17 protein-coding genes and 1 tRNA gene are annotated in these 18,015 nt (G+C 67.0%); 7 read left to right on the top strand and 11 right to left on the bottom strand.

The genetic code is table 11. From position 1 onward, the window contains the following. Window positions 1-2: 2 nt before the first annotated feature. The 5 genes from CRM90_RS13305 to CRM90_RS13285 all read right to left on the bottom strand — a co-directional run bounded on the left by CRM90_RS13305 (window position 3) and on the right by CRM90_RS13285 (window position 3,727). Window positions 3-746 carry a spermidine synthase gene (locus CRM90_RS13305; protein ID WP_233209305.1) on the bottom strand — a complete coding sequence of 248 codons (744 nt, stop codon included), beginning with the start codon at window positions 744-746 and terminating at the stop codon, window positions 3-5. A 114-nt stretch (window positions 747-860) separates the two neighbouring features. Continuing rightward, the gene (locus CRM90_RS13300) at window positions 861-1,349 is read right to left on the bottom strand and encodes a hypothetical protein (protein ID WP_102807428.1); all 489 of its coding nucleotides are present in this window, start codon (window positions 1,347-1,349) and stop codon (window positions 861-863) included. Window positions 1,350-1,477: 128 nt separating this feature from the next. Beyond that, window positions 1,478-3,139 (bottom strand): Rv0964c family protein, encoded by a 1,662-nt coding sequence (locus CRM90_RS13295; RefSeq protein WP_233209304.1) that lies wholly within the window; start codon window positions 3,137-3,139, stop codon window positions 1,478-1,480. 6 nt (window positions 3,140-3,145) lie between these two features. Next, entirely contained in the window at window positions 3,146-3,475 is a 330-nt protein-coding gene (locus CRM90_RS13290) for a WXG100 family type VII secretion target (protein ID WP_102807427.1), read from the bottom strand. Window positions 3,476-3,650: 175 nt separating this feature from the next. Further along, window positions 3,651-3,727, bottom strand: a tRNA-Met gene (locus CRM90_RS13285). Window positions 3,728-3,900: 173 nt separating this feature from the next. Here CRM90_RS13285 and CRM90_RS13280 point away from each other — a divergent pair. After that, the gene (locus CRM90_RS13280) at window positions 3,901-4,530 is read left to right on the top strand and encodes a hypothetical protein (RefSeq protein WP_102807426.1); all 630 of its coding nucleotides are present in this window, start codon (window positions 3,901-3,903) and stop codon (window positions 4,528-4,530) included. Here the strand turns inward: CRM90_RS13280 and CRM90_RS13275 are convergent. The 3 genes from CRM90_RS13275 to CRM90_RS13265 form a co-directional block, all read right to left on the bottom strand. Next, window positions 4,527-5,438 carry a ribonuclease Z gene (locus CRM90_RS13275; protein ID WP_102807425.1) on the bottom strand — a complete coding sequence of 304 codons (912 nt, stop codon included), beginning with the start codon at window positions 5,436-5,438 and terminating at the stop codon, window positions 4,527-4,529. The genes CRM90_RS13280 and CRM90_RS13275 overlap by 4 nt on opposite strands. Before the next feature lie 12 nt (window positions 5,439-5,450). Then, window positions 5,451-8,450 (bottom strand): UPF0182 family protein, encoded by a 3,000-nt coding sequence (locus CRM90_RS13270; RefSeq protein WP_102807424.1) that lies wholly within the window; start codon window positions 8,448-8,450, stop codon window positions 5,451-5,453. 103 nt (window positions 8,451-8,553) lie between these two features. Beyond that, on the bottom strand, window positions 8,554-9,576 hold the full coding sequence (locus tag CRM90_RS13265; protein WP_102807423.1) for a YlbL family protein: 1,023 nt from the start codon (window positions 9,574-9,576) through the stop codon (window positions 8,554-8,556). 133 nt (window positions 9,577-9,709) lie between these two features. Here CRM90_RS13265 and CRM90_RS13260 point away from each other — a divergent pair, with 133 nt between their 5' ends. The 3 genes from CRM90_RS13260 to CRM90_RS13250 are packed head-to-tail and all read left to right on the top strand — an operon-like array spanning window position 9,710 to window position 13,321. After that, window positions 9,710-11,086: a zinc-dependent metalloprotease gene (locus tag CRM90_RS13260; RefSeq protein WP_102807422.1), complete on the top strand. Its 1,377-nt coding sequence runs from the start codon at window positions 9,710-9,712 to the stop codon at window positions 11,084-11,086. Window positions 11,087-11,145: 59 nt separating this feature from the next. Continuing rightward, window positions 11,146-11,952, top strand: coding sequence for a TOMM precursor leader peptide-binding protein (locus CRM90_RS13255; RefSeq protein ID WP_142391372.1), 807 nt, complete (start codon window positions 11,146-11,148; stop codon window positions 11,950-11,952). A 1-nt stretch (window position 11,953) separates the two neighbouring features. After that, entirely contained in the window at window positions 11,954-13,321 is a 1,368-nt protein-coding gene (locus CRM90_RS13250) for a macrolide-binding ATPase MABP-1 (RefSeq protein WP_102807420.1), read from the top strand. A 19-nt stretch (window positions 13,322-13,340) separates the two neighbouring features. On the opposite strand, the gene CRM90_RS13245 is transcribed toward CRM90_RS13250, so the two are convergent. After that, window positions 13,341-13,610: a WhiB family transcriptional regulator gene (locus CRM90_RS13245; RefSeq protein WP_036340081.1), complete on the bottom strand. Its 270-nt coding sequence runs from the start codon at window positions 13,608-13,610 to the stop codon at window positions 13,341-13,343. A 134-nt stretch (window positions 13,611-13,744) separates the two neighbouring features. Further along, window positions 13,745-13,873, bottom strand: coding sequence for a hypothetical protein (locus tag CRM90_RS31325; protein ID WP_286145631.1), 129 nt, complete (start codon window positions 13,871-13,873; stop codon window positions 13,745-13,747). A gap of 342 nt (window positions 13,874-14,215) precedes the next feature. Between CRM90_RS31325 and tpx the strand changes: the two genes are divergently transcribed. The 3 genes from tpx (at window position 14,216) to CRM90_RS13225 (ending at window position 15,908) form a co-directional block, all read left to right on the top strand. After that, window positions 14,216-14,710 (top strand): thiol peroxidase, encoded by a 495-nt coding sequence (gene tpx, locus CRM90_RS13235; protein ID WP_102807418.1) that lies wholly within the window; start codon window positions 14,216-14,218, stop codon window positions 14,708-14,710. Between the two features lie 231 nt (window positions 14,711-14,941). Next, entirely contained in the window at window positions 14,942-15,382 is a 441-nt protein-coding gene (locus CRM90_RS13230; protein ID WP_102807417.1) for a hypothetical protein, read from the top strand. 85 nt (window positions 15,383-15,467) lie between these two features. Next, entirely contained in the window at window positions 15,468-15,908 is a 441-nt protein-coding gene (locus CRM90_RS13225; protein ID WP_102807416.1) for a hypothetical protein, read from the top strand. Between the two features lies 1 nt (window position 15,909). On the opposite strand, the gene CRM90_RS13220 is transcribed toward CRM90_RS13225, so the two are convergent. Continuing rightward, complete coding sequence (locus CRM90_RS13220) at window positions 15,910-18,006, bottom strand: ATP-dependent DNA helicase UvrD2 (RefSeq protein ID WP_199189890.1); 2,097 nt, start codon at window positions 18,004-18,006, stop codon at window positions 15,910-15,912. Window positions 18,007-18,015: the final 9 nt, after the last annotated feature.

Here is an 18,015-nt window from a genome sequence, read left to right as displayed (position 1 = left end):
AGCTACCGTGCGACGTAGACCGTGTTGGTCGAGTATCCGCCGGTCACCGGGTTGGGGAACCGGATGACGGAGGCCTCGGACTGGCCGAAGACTTCGGCGAGGACGGCCTCGAACTGAGCGTCGGGTGGATCATCTGACCACAGTGCGAAAACCCCGCCGGGATGCAGGTGCCCGACGAGCTTCCGCAGCCCCGCGGGTGTGTAGAACGCGGAGTGGCTGGGGTGCAGGACGTGTCGCGGCGTGTGATCGATATCGAGGAGCACGGCGTGAAAGCGCCGGCCGGGTGTCTGCGGATCGAAACCGGCTTCGCTGCCGGCCATGGCGAAGAAGTCGCCCCGTTGCAGGCGCACCCGCGGATCCGACACCAGGTCGGCGGTGTTGGGTAGCAAGCCGCGCTGATGCCAGCCGATCACCTCTTCGAGTGCCTCCACCACGACGAGTGAGCGAATGCGGGGATCCTCCATCGCCGTCTGGGCGGTGTAGCCGAGCCCCAATCCCCCGACGACGACATCGAGGTCGTCATCGACCGCCTGGGCCAGGCCGAGGCGCGCGAGAGCTACCTCGGCCGCCGTGAACAGGCTCGACATCAGGAACTCGTCGCCGAGCTTGACCTCGTACACATTGACGTTCAAGGCCGGCTCGATGCGTCTGCGCAGGCTGATCACCCCCATGGGGGTCTCGGACCAATCGAGTTCCTCGAAACGTGCACTCACGACGCCCACCGGCCCGCCCGCAATGTCCTTCACCGAGAGCATCTCGGCGAACGAAGCCTACAGATAACCAGCGGGTCGGCGCGGGCGTCCGCTGCCTGCGCCCAGCTTTCCGAATCCCACGGCCATGCCAGTAGCGGAGCCGCCTTGCTACTGCTGCGGAGCCTGCTGGATGATGGCCGGCCTAGACACGTTGCCGCTCTTCAGATTTCCGGAGAAACACGGCGAGGACCCCACCAGCGACGGCGCGAATTTGGGATCAGGACGCGCTTCAATTTGCAGGATGTAACCGTCCGGCGCGTAGCCGAAACGGTTTGGTTTGGTGAAGCCGTCACGCTCGATGACCTTCCAGCCCCATTGCTTCCAGATGTCGCCGGTCTGGCTGATGATGGCGGCGAAATCAGTACCAGGCGGCAGTTCCATATCTCGCCAATCCTCAACATGCACCGGCGCATCCGGGCCGCTGGGGTTGTCCTCGCAATACGCGGTGCCGTCGCCCACGATGTAGCGCGTGCCGTCGAGACTGGTGCCCTTCGGCAGCGCATCGACCGTCTTCTGCAGATAGCCGGTCAGGGTGTCCTGCGCTTCCTGTTGACTGGTCGGGATCTTGGGCGAGGCAGGAACAGGCAGCGACTCCATGGGGCCTCCTGGGATGGCGGTGGCGCCGGTCGGCGACGGGGGTCCAAGCGATGGCGATGACGACGAACAGGCCACCACTGCTGCGGCGGTAAGCGCCAGCGCGGCAACAAGGGATGCGCGCCTGGCGGTCATGGGGTGAACCGCGGCGGGGTGACGGTCGTCTGTCCGGCAATAATGCGCCCCATGTTATCGAGTGCCGGGTTGCCGGCACTCCAGTAACTGCTGTGTGCGTCGATAGTCGGCAGCCCCAAGGGTCCGGCAGGGCCCGGCGCGGCCTCGAATGGGATGCCACCGAACTTCGATGACATGGGGTCGGGGCCCAGCGATGCGTAGGTGGCGATACCGATGATGTCGTTTTCCGCGCGGGTCGCGAAGACGTGTGCACCCGGCGCGAGGCTCAGGTCGCTCGCGTGGCCGGCCAGTACGCCTGGGCTCCCCACCGCCACAACGCTATTGGCGTCAAGGGTGTGGCCGTCGAGGCCTGCTGCGCCGACCAACGTCGACCCGTAGCTGTGTCCGATCACCGTGTTGATCGACGCTCCGCCGGCGGCCACATCGTTGTGCGAGGCACGCAAACCGGCCTGGAAGTCATCGAGCGCCTGGGCGCCGTTATGGGCGTAGCTGGTCGACGGTGCGTCGGTGATGACGCTCATCGGACGGTCATAGCCCATCCACGTCGTCACCGAAACATCGCCCGGCTTCAGAGTCGGGTCGGCGCGCAGGGCAGATTGGAGCATCTGCTGCGACTTGCTGGTGCTGAATTCAAGCCGGCTCAAGTCCTGGCCGGTGCCTGGGACGAACGTGGCGGTTCGCCGCGCAGTATCGGGGTTGTTGATGGCAATGGCGGCGTGCCCCTTGTCGTCGAGGAGGCCCAGCATGCGCGGCAGACCGTCCTGCGAGTTCAGTCCCTGACGCACCTGCGAGTATTCGGCCTGGTGGTGATTTACACTGTCCCACTGGGCTTTCCAATCCTTGTATTCGTCCGACAGCATGAAGGGCGCATCACCTCGTGCCCAGTCGGGATGTGCGGCGCGCAACCTGTCGAGGTTGGCTTGGTTGGTGTGCAGGAGATCGTCGAGGTGCAGCCGGTTGTAGTAGTCCTTGCCGCCGCCGTTCGCATCCTGGCCCCAACTCATGCCCGGGTGATTGCCGATGTTGTGGTCGCGGCTGTAGAGCAGGTCACGGTCCTCCTTGGACAACTTCTCCCACAGATCGTGAAACTGCTTGGGGTCATCAGGCAGTGGAGCGCCGTTGAGAACGTTCTGGACGTCGGGGTCACTGGCATGCAGTGTCGGCGGGATCGGTGTCTTGCCACTTGCCATGTTGATGGCGTTGGCCAGAGCCATATCGACCGCGTTGGCTTCCGCCACAATCTTGTCCACCCGGGGTTGCAGCTGCATCTCCTTGAGCTCGGCCTCCATCGGATTGCGGACCGATGGCCCTGGCACGACGGTCCCCGCTACCGGGTCAATCTCCATGCCAAGCGAGGCGGCGTCAGCCTTCAGCGTCGCGAGCTTCGATTTGATGCGCTCAATCTCGTCCGCGGCGTTGCGGGCGGCATTGGCGACGACGAGCGCTTCGTCACCGTGCGCGTCGAGATCCTGACGCGTTTCTCCGATGGCGTCCTTGGCAGCGTCGGCCGCGTGACCACCCCACGTCTCGAAAGCCGGCAGTGTCGCGAGGCCGTCGGCGGCATCCTTGGCCGCTTGTGCGCGGCTGGAGGCGGCGTGGAACACCTCACGTACGTCGCCCGCGTTCCAGCGCTCGATATCCTGGACGGTCAGGGGCACCGGGGCTCACATGTTCGTCTGGCCGGCGATGGCGTTCGCCGCCTGCGCTGGTTGTTCCAACGCCTGGCTGCTCCGCTGCTCCATTTCGGTGAAACCGAGCGCGCTGGCATGCAGGCCTTCTGCGTGATCGCTCAGACGCGTGACAAGCGCACTGGTGGTCGTCACCCACTGCTCGGAGAGCAGGGCCACCGCCGCTGCGGACGCGCCCTGCCAGCCGGCCTGGGCGGCATCGATCCGGCTGGCCGCCGCCGCGTGCTTCGCCGCCACGTCCTCGCCATGGCATGCGACCTTTGTGCCGGACGCGGCCAAATGCTCGATGTTGACCCGAAGCGACATGCCATCCCCCTTCAGACCTGCTGGTTTATGAATACCAGCGAAGGGTGGCGGGCCGCCAGTCTCCACGGCCGGCGGGCATGTCTGGTCCGCTTTTGGTCGTTGACGGCGCAAGGGCCGCCTAGCGAAAAAACGAACCACGGCCCTTGAAAAGGACCGTGGTTCGATCAATCAACTTTGGTAGCGGGGACAGGATTCGAACCTGCGACCTCTGGGTTATGAGCCCAGCGAGCTACCGAGCTGCTCCACCCCGCGTCGGTGAACGCAACGTTACCCAACGTCGACCAGTGCTTCCAAATCGGGTGCTCAGAGGCATATTCGTTGCCCTGGGAACGATGTCACGAACGCTGAGCCCGCCGTCACGAGTTCGTCACACGCCCCCCGTATTCACTTGCGTCTCAGACCGGAAGTCGACAGGCTCGTTGGAGATGAAACGAAAACACACCCGCCGCGTCGCCGCGGCCGCGATGGTCGCCGCGGTCGCCCTCGGTACGACAGCCTGTGACAACGAATCGGGCCTGGACACAAGCAAACCCGCCGCGTCGGTACCCGCCCTGCCGGGTGTCACCGCGACCACGAGCACCAAGCCCAAGGCCGCCCCCGTCGACTACACCCGCCTGCTGCTGCAGGCCGGCGACATTTCCGCCACCGGCGACGCCTTCGTCGACCAGCCGCCGACCCCCAACCCGGACAGCCGGCCCGGCGCCGAGGTGCTGTTCGTCAACGAGGAGCAGACCAAGGCCGTCAGCATCCTGCTGGTCGCCCTCGACAACCCCGCCGCCGGACCCTCCGCCCTCGCCGAGGCCCAGGCCAGCCTGCAGAAGGCCGTCACACCCGGCCCTCCGCAGCCCTCGATCGTCGGCACCGGCGGCACCGTGGTCGCCGGCAACTCCCCCGACGGCAAGAAGTCGGTGAGCGTCCTGCTCTTCACCGAGAGCTCCACTCTGGCGCGCATCGAGTTCGACGGCCTGCCCGGACAGCCTGCCGCGGCCGACTTCGTCACCAACGTCGGGCAGAAGCAAGCCATCGCCCTGCGCGTCGGTCTGCCCACGCCCTAACGGCGCGCCGGCACCGGCACCCGCATCAGATCCTCCGCCACCACCAGCTCGCCGGAGAACACCGCGGCGGCCTCATCGGCGTACCGCGCTGCGGCGCCGACATAGCGCTGTGAGAAGTGCGTCAGCACCAATGTGCCCACCCCACACTCCGACGCCACCGCGGCCGCCTGCCGCGCCGTCAGGTGCCCGTACCGGTGCGCCAGATCCTCGTCCTCAGTCAGGAACGTCGCTTCGATCACCAACATGTCGGCGCCGTCGGCGAGCGCGTACACCCCATCGCAGAGCCGGGTGTCCATCACGAACGCGAACCGCTGCCCCGGCCGCGGCTCACTGACTTGCGCCACATCGACCACCCGGTCCCCCACCCGCAGCGATCCCGCGCGTTCCAACTCACCCACCAACGGCCCGCTGATCCCGAAGCGGGACAACAACTCCGGAATGAACCGCCGACCGTCCGGCTCGACCAGCCGGTAGCCGAACACGTCGGTCGAATGCTCCAACGCGGTAGCTTCGAGCACACCGAACGGGCCGGTCGCAACAACACCGTCGGCAGAGACCGGCTGCTCGCGCACCTCCACCCGGTCGTAGAACACCGAGGCGTGCCGCAACCGGTCGAAGTATTCGCGGCCCGATGCCGGAAAGTGTGCAACCAGAGGGTGATCCACCTGATCGAGTGACGCCCGCTGGATGATGCCGGGCACCCCGAGACAGTGGTCGCCGTGGAAATGCGTGAGGCACAACCGGTTCACCGCACTGACCGACACCCCGGCCAGCATCATCTGGCGCTGGGTGCCCTCGCCGGGATCGAACAGGATGCCCTCGTCGTCCCAGCGCAGCAGATAACCGTTGTGGTTGCGGTAGCGGGTCGGCACCTGACTGGCGGTGCCGAGCACTACCAACTCACGCATGCGGCACCTTCGCTACTTGGCGGCCTCGTACTTCTTCATCGCGTCGTCGAGGCGTTGCAGCGCATCACCGTAATCGGCGAAGTTGCCGTTCTTTTGGGCTTCCTGCACCGCGCCCAGCGCCGTCTCGACGTCGTTCAGCGCCGCAGACTTCGACGGTGACAACGTCGTCGGGACACCCGGCGTGGCCGGCACCCCCGCCACCGGCGTCGGCACCTCAGGCGCGCTGCCCGGCGCCGGTGCCGGAGCAGCAGGCGGTCGGGAGCCCGGTGGCTGACCGCCCGGTGGACTGGCCGGGGCCGGACCGGTGGCTGTCGCACCCGCGCCGGCACCGAAGATGCCGTCCAGCGCGGTGCTGACCGTCGGGCCATAGCCGACCTTGTCGTTGTACATCATCGCCACGCGGATCAAACGCGGATACGACGACGCGGCATCACTGCTGCCCGGTGAGGCATACACCGGCGACACGTAGATCAGGCCGCCCTGCCCGACCGGCAGGGTCAGCAGATTGCCCCACCGTATTCGGTTCTGATTGTCGCGGCCGATCACGCCGAGGTCTTGGCTGACCGCCGTATCAGTGCTGATCGCGTTGAACGCCAGCTTCGGACCGTTGACCTGACCCGGAATGGTCAGCACCGTGATGCGGCCATACGTGTCGGGGTCGGAACTGGCGCTGATGTAGGCGGCCAGGAAGTCCCGCCGGAACCGGTTCATCGCGCTGGTCAGCTGGAACGACGCCGTATCGGTATTGCGGGCAAGGTCTTTGGCGACGATGTAGTACGGCGGCTGGTAGCTGCTGGCGGTCGGGTTGGGGTCCAGCGGCACGTCCCAGAAATCCGAGGTGGAGAAGAACGTCACCGGGTCGTCGACGTGGTACTTGGCCAGCAGCATGCGCTGAACCTTGAACAGGTCCTCCGGATAGCGAAGGTGCGCAGCCAGATCCGGCGTTATGTCGCTCTTGGGCTTGACCGTGCCCGGGAACACCGCCATCCACGCCTTCAGCACCGGGTCGCTCTCGTCCTGGGCGTAGAGCGTCACGGTGCCGTCGTAGGCGTCGACGGTGGCCTTGACCGAGTTGCGGATGTAGGACACCTGCTTGTCCGGCGCCAACCGGTTGACGGCCACCTCGTTGGAGTCAGCGGTGGCCGACGACAGCGAGGTCAACTCCGAGTACGGGTAGTTGTCCAAGGTGGTGTAGCCGTCGATGACCCACACCATCCTCTTGTTGACGATCGCCGGGTACACCGTGCTGTCGGTGGTCAGCCACGGCGCCACCGCCTCCACCCGCTGTGCGGGGTCGCGATTGAACAAGATCTTGCTGTTGTTGCCGATCACGTTGGAGAACAAGAAGTTCCGCTCGGCGAACTTGGCGGCGAACACGCTGCGCGCCAGCCAGTTGCCGATCGGCACACCGCCGGCTCCGGTGTAGGTGTAGTTCTTGGTCTCGGTGTTGGTCTCGTAGTCGTACTCGCGGTCGGCGCCGTTCTTGCCGACGATCGCGTAGTCCGCAGCGGTGTTGGAGATGACCGGGCCGAAGTACACCCGCGGCTGATCCAGCGGTGCCGGGCCGGGCGAGACGACGTTGCCGTTGGCCCCGACCACGCTGGCCAGGAACTCCGGATAGCCGCCATTCTGGTTGGGGTCGTTGGCGATTCCGCGCACCGTATTGGCCGGCGAGGCGATGAAGCCGTTGCCGTGGGTGTAGACGGTGTGCCGGTTGATCCAGTCCCGCTGGTTGTCCTGCAATCGGTCCGGGTTGAGTTCGCGGGCGGCGACGACATAGTCGCGCAACTGCCCGTCAGGACCCTGATAGCGGTCGATCGAGAGCTGGTCGGGGAAGTAGTAGAAGTTCTTGCCCTGCTGGAACTGGGTGAACGCCGGGCTGATGATCGTGGGATCCAGCACCCGAATGTTGGAGGTGGTCGCCCGGTCGGAAGCCACCTGCTGCGCGGTGGTCGGCGCGGTGCCGCTGTAGTCCCGGTACGTCACATGGTCGTTGGTCAGCCCGTACGCCTGCCGGGTCGCGGCGATACTGCGACTGATGTATTCGCTTTCCTTCTGCGCGGCATTGGGTTTGACGCTGATCTGCTCGACGACCAGCGGCCAGCCCGCCCCGACGATCAGCGAGCTCAGCAGCAACAGCACCAGGCCGATCGCGGGGATTCGCAGATCCCGCAGCACGAGAGCGGAGAACACCGCGGCCGCGCAGATCAGGGCGATGGCCAGCAGGATCAGCTTGGCGGGCAGCACAGCGTTGATATCGGTGTAGCCGGCGCCGGTGAACGGCTTACCACCGCGGGTGTGGCTGAGCAGTTCGTAGCGGTCCAACCAGTAGGCGAAAGCCTTGAGCAACACCAGCGTCCCGATCAGGGCCACCAGCTGAATACGGGCGGGGCGGCTCAGGACGCCGCTGCGGCCGGCCAACCGGATCCCGCCGAAGATGTAATGACTGACCAGGTTGGCCAGGAACGCCAGGAACAGCGCGACGAACAGGTAGGACAGCACCAGCCGGTAGAACGGCAGATCGAACGCATAGAACCCGAGGTCCTTGCCGAACTGCGGGTCGGTGATGCCGAAGTCACCGCCGTGCAGGAACAACTGCACCCGTGCCCAGTAGCTCTGCGCCACCGCCCCGGACAGCACACCGATGACGACGGGAATCCCGAAGCCGAACAGCCGAAGCCGGGCCATCACCGCGGTCCGGTAGCGCGCCACCGGATCATTCGGCCCGACCGTCGGCACGAACACCGGCCGGGTGCGGTAGGCCAACGCCAGTCCGGCGAAGACGATCGCGCCCACCGCCAGGGCGGCCACCAGGAACACCACGAGGCGGGTGACCAGCACGGTGGAGAACACCGAGCGGTAGCCCAGCTCGCCGAACCACAACCAGTCCACGTAGGTGTCGACCAATCGTGGCCCCACCAGCAACAGCACGACGACTGTGAGCGCAATACCGATCAGAATCCGGCTGCGCCGAGTCAGCTTCGGCATCCTGGCGCCGGGCCGCATACTCACCTGTCAGGCTCCTGAGTCTTGTCGGGCGGCCGCGCCGCGCCGAGGCAGCAGTACGGCCACAACTCTACGCATCGCAAGAACGATGCGGTCCTGCAGCAATGAGCTAGCAGCTGGGCGGACGCCCACCGGAGGTCAGCGCGTGCAACGAATCGACCGCGGTGCTCAACGTGTCGACCTTCACCAATTCCATCCCGTCGTCGCGCATGGACTTGGCCTCATCGCAGTTCTCGGCGGGCACCAGGAACACGCTCGCGCCGGCCTCCTGAGCAGCCAGCATCTTGTGGGTGATGCCGCCGATCGGGCCCACCTTGCCGTCCGCGCTGATCGTTCCGGTGCCGGCGATGAACTTCGATCCGTTCAGATCACCGGTGGTCAGCTTGTCGATGACGGCGAGGCTGAACATCAATCCGGCGGACGGGCCGCCGATGTTCGCCAGGTTGAAATCGATCTTGAACGGGGCCCACGGCGCGTCGAGCACCGCCACCCCGAGGTAGCCGTAATCACGATCTTGGTTGTGGCCCAAGGTGATTCGCGCGACGCCAGGCGGGGCGTTCTTGCGCCGGTAGTCGATGGCGATTTCCTGGCCGGGCTTGGTGGCCTTCAGCAACGCGGTGAACTCGGCGATGTTCGCTACCGGCTTACCGTCGACGGCGGCGATCGCGTCGCCGTCCTGCAGTTTTCCTGCCGACGGCCCCGGATCGTTGACCTTCTCCACCCGCACCGCCGAGGGGTACTTCAGGTATCCCAGCGCCGCGTACTCCGCGCTGTCCTCGGACCGCTTGAAGTCGGCGTCCTGGTCCTTCTCGACGTCCTCGCGCGACTTGTCCGGCGGGAACACCAGATCCCGCGGAACCAGCTGCTCACGACCCGACACCCACAAGGTCAGCGCCTGCCCCAGCGTCAGCCCGTCGCGCTGCGCGACGGTGGTCATGTTCAGGTGCCCCGAGGTGGGATGGGTCTCGGTGCCGTCGATGGCCACCACCTCCTTGCCGTCGACCTCACCGAGGGTGTTGAACGTCGGCCCCGGGCCCAGCGACACGTAGGGCACCGTCACGACCGCCAGCAGCACACCGAAGACGACAATCGGCACGAGCGCCGTCAGCAGCGTCAGAATCCGCCTGTTCACGCCGCCAACATTAGATGCGGCGGGCAGGAGCGCAGCGACCCGGGGAAATAGCCGGAGCCCCTGGCGGCCCCGGTTCACTGACAGCGTGATCGCCGGTTACGCGCCGGCGATCCAGGATGAGTACGGTTGAGACATGTCTGACCTGCCGTTCGGCTTCTCCGCGGGAGACGACCCCGACCGAGACAAGCCGAAAAAGGATCCGAACCCCGGCCCCGGTGACCCGTTCGGCTTCGCCGGCGGCGACTTCAACATGGCCGACCTCGGTCAGATCTTCACCAAGCTCGGCCAGATGTTCAGCGGCGCCGGTAACCCGATGGCCGGCGGTTCGGGACCGGTCAACTACGACGTGGCCCGCCAGCTCGCGTCGAGCTCGATCGGCTTCGTCGCTCCCATCCCGTCGGCCACCAGCACCGCCGTCGCCGACGCCGTGCACCTGGCCGACACCTGGCTGGACGGGGCGACCGCGCTGCCCGCCGGGGCGACCAAAGCCGTCGCATGGACCCCCAACGACTGGGTCGACGGCACGCTGGACCGCTGGAAGCGCCTGTGCGACCCGATGGCCGAGCAGATCTCGTCGGTATGGGCGCAGTCGTTGCCCGAGGAAGCCAAGGCGATGGCCGGTCCCCTGATGGCGATGATGACCCAGATGGGCGGCATGGCGTTCGGTTCGCAGCTGGGCCAGGCGCTCGGGAAGCTGTCGCGCGAGGTGCTGACGTCCACCGACATCGGCCTGCCGCTGGGACCGACCGGCGTCGCCGCCCTGCTGCCGGAGGCCATCGAGACGCTGTCCGAGGGTCTCGAGCAGCCGCGCAGCGAGGTCATGACGTTCCTGGCCGCGCGCGAGGCGGCTCATCATCGGCTGTTCAGCCATGTGCCGTGGCTCTCCAGCCAACTGCTCAACGCCGTCGAGGCCTACGCCAAGGGCATGAAGATCGACATGAGCGGCCTCGAGGAACTGGCGCAGGGCATCAACCCGGCCGCACTGACCGACCCGGCCGCCATGGAACAGCTGCTCAGCCAGGGCATGTTCGAACCGAAGGCCACCCCGGAGCAGACCGCGGCGCTCGAGCGGCTGGAGACCATGCTGGCGCTGATCGAGGGCTGGGTGCAGACCGTGGTCACCGCCGCACTCGGTGAACGCATTCCCGGCACCGCCGCGCTCTCGGAGATGCTGCGACGCCGCCGGGCCACCGCCGGACCTGCGGAACAGACCTTCGCGACGCTGGTCGGGCTGGAACTGCGGCCCCGCAAGATGCGGGAGGCCGCGGCGCTGTGGGAGCGGCTCACCGACGCCGTCGGCATCGACGCGCGCGACGCCGTCTGGCAGCATCCGGATCTGCTGCCCAGCTCCGCCGACCTCGACGAGCCGGCCGGCTTCATCGACCGGATCATCGGCGGGGATACCAGCGGCGTGGACATCGACTCGGCGATCGCGGAGTTCCAGAAAGCAGAAGACGAGAAGGCCGAAGCCGAGGACAAGAAGCCAGACGACGGCCCTGTGGATAGCTGAGCCGGGCGGCGCCCTCGTGGTGCCACAGTCGGCAGGTGCTTTACGCGCTGGACCCGGCGATGCCGGTGCTGTTGCGACCCGACGACGCGGTGCAGGTCGGCTGGGATCCCCGCCGCGCCGTGCTGGTTCGCCCACCTGACGGAGTGACACCCGCCGCGCTGGCCAGCCTGCTGCGCGGCATGCAGGTTCCGCTCGGTAAGCCCGAACTGCAGCGACTGGCCGCCACGCACGGACTCGCCGACAACCTCGACCAACTGTTGGACGCGCTGGAAACCAGCGGCGTCGTCCGCGGCCGGGCCCGGCCCACCGCTGCGCGCGCACTGTCGATCCGGGTGCACGGCAGTGGGCCCCTGGCCGATCTTCTGCTCGAGGCGCTGCGCTGTTCCGGGGCGCGGATCGCGCAGACCAGTCACACCGGCGCCGCGCTGTCGACGGCCCGCGCCGACATGGTGGTGCTGACCGATTACCTGGTGGCCGATCCCCGGCTGGTGCGTGACCTGCACACCATCGGGGTCCCGCACCTGCCGGTACGGGTGCGCGACGGCGCCGGGCTGGTCGGCCCGCTGGTGATCCCCGGGGTGACGAGCTGCCTGGCCTGCGCCGACCTGCACCGCACCGACCGGGACGGCGCCTGGCCCGCGGTGGCCGCTCAGCTACGGGACGTGATCGGTACCGCCGACCGTCCGACCGTTCTAGCAACCGCTGCGGTCGCGCTCGGCCAGTTACAGCGCATCATCACCGCGGTGCGCGGACAGGAAGCCGCCGGCGCTCCCCCGACGACCCTGAACACCACCCTGCAGGTCGATGTGAGTAACAACACGATCACGGCTCGCCGCTGGTCACGGCATCCACGCTGCGAATGCTGACATCCATGGTTGCCAGGAGACCGCCGTCAGGGATGATGGTCTGGTGGCAGACATCAAGCGAGGCCGCGCGGCCCGCAACGTCAAGCTGGCGACCATCCCGGTCGGCTTCGCCGGCAGGGCGGCGCTGGGCTTGGGCAAACGACTGACCGGTAAGTCGAAAGACGAGGTCCAGGCCGAGCTGTTGGAGAAGGCTGCCAACCAGTTGTTCACCGTGCTCGGTGAGCTCAAGGGCGGAGCCATGAAGGTCGGCCAGGCGCTGTCGGTGATGGAAGCCGCCATCCCCCCGGAGTTCGGCGAGCCGTACCGCGAGGCCCTGACCAAGCTGCAGAAGGACGCTCCGCCACTGCCGGCGGCGAAGGTGCATCGCGTGCTCGACGGCCAACTCGGCACCAAATGGCGTGAGCGCTTCCAGTCTTTCGACGACACCCCGGTCGCGTCGGCCAGCATCGGCCAGGTGCACAAGGGGGTGTGGTCGGACGGTCGCGAGGTGGCGGTCAAGATCCAGTACCCCGGCGCCGACGAGGCACTGCGCGCCGACCTGAAGACCATGCAACGTCTGGTCAGTGTGTTCAAACAACTCGCGCCGGGCGCCGATGTGGAGGGCGTGGTCGACGAGCTGATCGAACGCACCGAGATGGAGTTGGACTACCGGCTCGAGGCCGACAACCAGCGCGCCTTCGCGAAGGCCTATCAGGGCCATCCGCATTTCGTCGTGCCGCACGTGGTCGCCAGCGCGCCGAAGGTGATGATCTCCGAGTGGATCGACGGCACCCCGATGGCGCAGATCATCCGGGATGGCACGCCCGACGAGCGAGACCTGTGTGGCACACGGCTTATCGAGCTCACCTTCGACGCACCGGCACGGCTCGGCATGATCCACGGGGACGCGCATCCCGGAAACTTCATGATGCTGCCCGACGGCCGGATGGGCGTCATCGACTTCGGCGCGGTCGGCCCGCTGCCGGATGGGCTGCCCGTCGAGATCGGTCAGATCATCTGTCTGGCCCGCGACAAGAAGTACGACGAACTGCTGCCCGCGATGGAACGCGTCGGCTTCATCCAGAAGGGTGAGCAGGTCTCGGTCCGCGAGATCGACGACATGCTGCGCCAGTACGTCGAGCCCATCGAGGTCGACGTCTTTCACTACACCCGCCGGTGGCTGCAGAAGATGGCAGCGGCGAATATGAACGTCTCAGCGGAGCAGATCAGGACCGCCCGGGCGATGGATCTGCCGGCCAAACTGGCAATCCCGCTGCGGGTGATCGCGTCGACCGTGGCGATCTCGTGTCAGCTCGACGCCCACGTTCCGACTCGGGAGCTGGCTGCGAAGTTCGTGCCAGGATTCGTCGAGCCCGAGCCGGCGCACTAGCCGGCTCGGACCCGACCCGCTAGGCCGCGATCACGTCCTTGCGCGGACGCCCCCGTGGCCGCTTGCGCTCCACGATGCTGCCGCGCTCGATGATCTCGCCGCCCCAAACTCCCCACGGCTCACCGCGGTCCAACGCGGCGGCAAGGCATTGCCGCCGGATCGGACAGTCCCCGCAGAGCACCTTCGCGCGCTCCAGCTCCATGGGACTCTCGGCGAACCACAAGTCGGGATTCCCGTCGTGGCACGGCAACACCGGCAGCTTCTCCTCGCGGACTGTCGATGTCGACATGTCTCGCTCACCTGCTTCCTGGTCGAAAGGCTCTATCTCTACTTCGGATCCGGGCCAGGAATCGGGTGGAATCACAAAGGCCACGGATCCTTTGACTTCGGGTCCGTGGCCAGTGGCTGTGTCTGGGAGCTTTCCTAGATGAAGCTCCTGTCCACGGACGCGATCGTCGGGGCGGCGTTGACGCGACGCTTACGCTGCGCCGAAATAGCGGCGGCCGCGTGGGCGGCGTAAGCAGCGAAAGCCTGATGCGTGGGGGTCGCCATGACGGCACGGAAGGACCACGCACGACGCGCAACTGCGGCTACGCCAAAGTTCGTGGTGCTGCTGATCATCGTCGGTCCCTCCTTTCCTCACGCCGCCCTGTAGCCATCGATCGGCTCAGGATTCGTTTCAGAGGCTAAACCCTAACACCGTTTCGCTACAAGCGATTTTCTGACCTGCGGTTTTAACCCTGTAGGACCTCCCGGCAGCTCGCCGAGGTTGAACTCACGCTGACCGCTACTCGAACAACCGCTGCGTGGTTTCAATCTGGCAGGACAACCGGCGAAGCCACCGGGGCTGACCCGCTCTGCAGCCGCAACGCCGGTCCTGAGAAACTAATTCCCATGGCACAGATAACCCTGCGTGGAAACCCGATCAACACCGTTGGAGACCTGCCCGCCGTCGGCGCCCAGGCCCCCGCCTTCACTTTGACCGGCACCGACCTCGGCGACCTGGCCAGCAGCCAGTTCGATGGAAAAGCCTTGGTGCTCAACATCTTTCCCTCCGTCGACACCCCGGTGTGCGCCACCAGCGTGCGGACGTTCAATGAGCGCGCGGCAGCCACCGGCGCGCCGGTGGTCAACATCTCCAAGGACCTGCCGTTCGCGCTGAAGCGATTCTGCGGGGCCGAGGGCATCGAGAACGCTGTGGCCGCGTCGGCGTTCCGCAGCAGCTTCGGTGAGGACTTCGGCATCACCATCACCGACGGGCCGATGGCGGGCCTGCTGGGCCGCGCGGTCGTGGTCGTCGGCGCCGACGGCAAGGTGGCCTACACCGAGCTGGTCCCCGAGATCGGTCAAGAACCCGACTACGACGCCGCCATCGCCGCACTGGGTTGATGCAGGGTCTCCGCGACGGCACCGCCGTTGCGGTCTGAAGACCTTTTCCTTCACACGCAACTCCGCGATACCGCAGCTCAACGCCGCGGTATCGCGGAGTAGTGCTTTCTGCACCGGACCTCCGGGCACTTAGCTGAAGGCTTAATTACAACGACGGGAGGGCTTAGCGGCGTAGCCTCAGGCACATAGCACACCAATACGGCTAAATACCGAACGGAAAGGTGCCTGAAGATGAACAAAAAGCAAATCATTGCTGTGAGCTGTGCGCTGGCCTGGGCCGCGGCGATCCCGATGAGCAGTGCCTTCACGGCATCCGCGGCGCCCGATTGGGCACCGGCCGATGGCGAATCAGGCGCAGTGACCGGCGCCGGGGGCGGACCGTCCCTCGGCGTGGGAGGCACATCCAGCTACACCGGCGGATCCACGTCCTCCGGCTTCTGCGGCGACCCGTCGACGTACACCGGCACCTCCACGGCCGCGATCTGCTCGGGCGCGTCGGTCGGAGTCGGCGGGCCGTCCAGCTATACCGGCGGCTCCACGGCCAACAATGCGCAAGGCACCGCCAGTTTGGGGGTCGGCGGAGTCAACAGCTACACCGGCCAGGGCACGTCCGGAACCACTCTCAACGGCACCAACACGACCACGCGGACAGTCAATTACGGCCCGGGATAACGGAACCCGGCTTGCCCGACAGGCGCACATTTGACTTCACTATGAGTCTCGTGACCCGGTCGGGTTCCGCGGACATGCTTGAGGCATGAAATTTCTCGCTCGAAATGACCTCAAGCACAGTCTGATTCGGCGCCGCCGAAATCTTCAACTGGTCGGCTGCGTAACCCTCTTCGCGGCGACCGCGCTGAGCGGCTCCCCTGTCGCCGCCGCGGAGGACCCGACCGGTGGTGAATCGGGCGCGATCGCCGGCGCCGGGTTCGGACCCAGCGCAGGTGTCGGCGGACCGTCGAGCTACACGGGCGGTTCAACGTCCAACGACCTGTGCCACCAGCACTGCACCGGGGCCAGCGTCGGAGTGGGCGGCCCGTCGAGCTACACCGGGGGCGCCACCGCCAACCACCCTGGCGGCTTTGCAAGCCAAGGTGTCGGGGACGTCAGCAGCTACACCGGACAGGGCACCTCCGGACACGCGGAGAACGGGACCAACGCGACCACCCGGACCGGGAACTACGGCCCGGGCCGCTGACCTACTGGCGGGCGCGCACCAGCTCGAGCACGTCGGGTCCGAACTGCTCGAGCTTGCGCGCCCCGATGCCGGGGATCGCCACCAGCGCCGCATCGTCGGCGGGCAGCGACTCGGCAATCGCGATCAGCGTGTTGTCGGTGAAGACAACGTAGGCAGGCACTTTCAGTTCCTTGGCGGTCCGCAGCCGCCAATCCTTGAGCTGGCCGAGGAGTTCGTCATCGACGTCGACCGAGCAGGTTTCGCAGCGGCGCAACATGATTGACGGCGCCGTACTCAGCACCGCGTTGCAGACCCGGCAGCGCGGTGTCGCGCCCTTCTGCCTGCGGGGCCGGCTCGGCGTCGGCTCGGCCTGGGTCTGCGGTGCGATGCCGTTGAGGAATCGGGACGGACGCCGACCCTGCCGGCCGCCCGGCGTTCGGGCCAGTGCCCAGCTGAGCTCCAAATGCATTCGGGCGCGGGTGATTCCGACGTACAGCAGGCGGCGCTCCTCCTCCACCGCCTCACTGTCGGGGCCGTGCGCCAGCGCGTGCGAGATCGGCAGCGTGCCGTCGGCGAGGCCGACCAGGAACACCGCGTCCCATTCCAATCCCTTGGCGGCGTGCAGCGAGGCCAGCGTCACACCCTGCACCACCGGTGGGTGGCGGGCGTCGGCGCGCACCCTGAGCTCGGCGACCAGCGCAGGCAGATCCAACTGCGGGCGGGCGGCGACCTCGTCATCGACCAGGTCGGCCAGCGCGGTCAACGCCTCCCAGCGCTCCCTGGCCTTGGTGCCGGCCGGCGGTTCGTCGGTCAGGCCGAGCGGTTCGAGGATCTGGCGCACGATCTCGGGTAGCGGGCCTTCGGTTTGGCGTTCAGCGGCTCGCTGCAGCGCCAGCAGCGACTGCCTGATCTCCTGGCGGCTGAAGAACCCCTCACCGCCGCGCACCTGGAACGGGATGCCGGCCTCGGTGAGCGCCTCCTCGTACGCCTCGGATTGCGCGTTGATGCGATACAGCACCGCGATTTCGGCTGCGGGCGTTCCGGATTCGACCAGACGCTTGATCGATCGCGCGACGGACGCCGCTTCGGCGACCTCGTCGGGATGTTCGTGGAACGTCGGTGACGGGCCGGGTTCGCGCTGACCGATCAGGTGCAGCTTGCTGCCCGCCACCCGGCCGCGCGCCGCCGCGATCACCCGGTTGGCCAGTGACACCACCTGCGGGGTGGAGCGGTAGTCCCGCTCGAGGCGGACCACCGTCGCATCGGGGAACTGGCGGGAGAAATCGAGCAGGTAGCGCGGCGAGGCGCCGGTGAACGAGTAGATGGTCTGGTTGGCGTCGCCGACGACGGTCAGGTCGTCGCGGTTGCCCAGCCACGCGTCGAGCACCCGCTGCTGCAGCGGTGTCACGTCCTGATACTCGTCGACGACGAAGCAGCGGTAGCGGTCCCGGAACTCAGCGGCCACCGCCGCGTCGTTCTCGATCGCGCCGGCGGTGTGCAGCAGCAGGTCGTCGAAATCCAGCAGCGCGATGCCGTCGCGGTTGGCTTTGAGCTTCTCGTAGCCGGCGTAGACGGTCGCGACCTTCGCGGCGTCCAGCGGGATGTCGCGCTGGATCTTGGCCACCGCGGCGGCGTAGCCCTCCGGGCTGATCAATGAGGCCTTGGCCCATTCGATTTCGCCGGCCAGGTCACGCACGTCATCGGTACTGACCTGCAGCCGGGCCCGGCTGGCGGCCTGCGCGACGACGGAGAACTTGGTGTCCAGCAGCTGCCAGCCCGTGTCACCGACCACCCGCGGCCAGAAGTACCGCAGCTGACGTAGCGCGGCGGCGTGGAACGTCAGCGCCTGCACCGATCCGACCGGGGCACCCATGTTCTGCGCGTCCATGGCACGCAACCGGGAACGCATCTCCCCCGCGGCGCGCGAGGTGAACGTCACCGCCAGGACCTGACCGGCGGCGACATGACCGTTGGCGACCAGGTGCGCGATCCGGTGGGTGATCGTGCGGGTCTTACCGGTGCCGGCACCGGCCAGCACACACAACGGCCCCCGGGCGGCCAGCACGGCCTCGCGCTGTTCGTCGTCGAGGCCGGTCAGATGGTCGACGGTCACCGGCATGCGCTCCAT

Source organism: Mycobacterium sp. ENV421, assembly GCF_002887815.1.
GTDB lineage: Bacteria > Actinomycetota > Actinomycetes > Mycobacteriales > Mycobacteriaceae > Mycobacterium.
The sequence above is the reverse complement of the archived record's forward strand: the minus strand, read 5'-3'. Positions and strand labels throughout refer to the sequence as shown.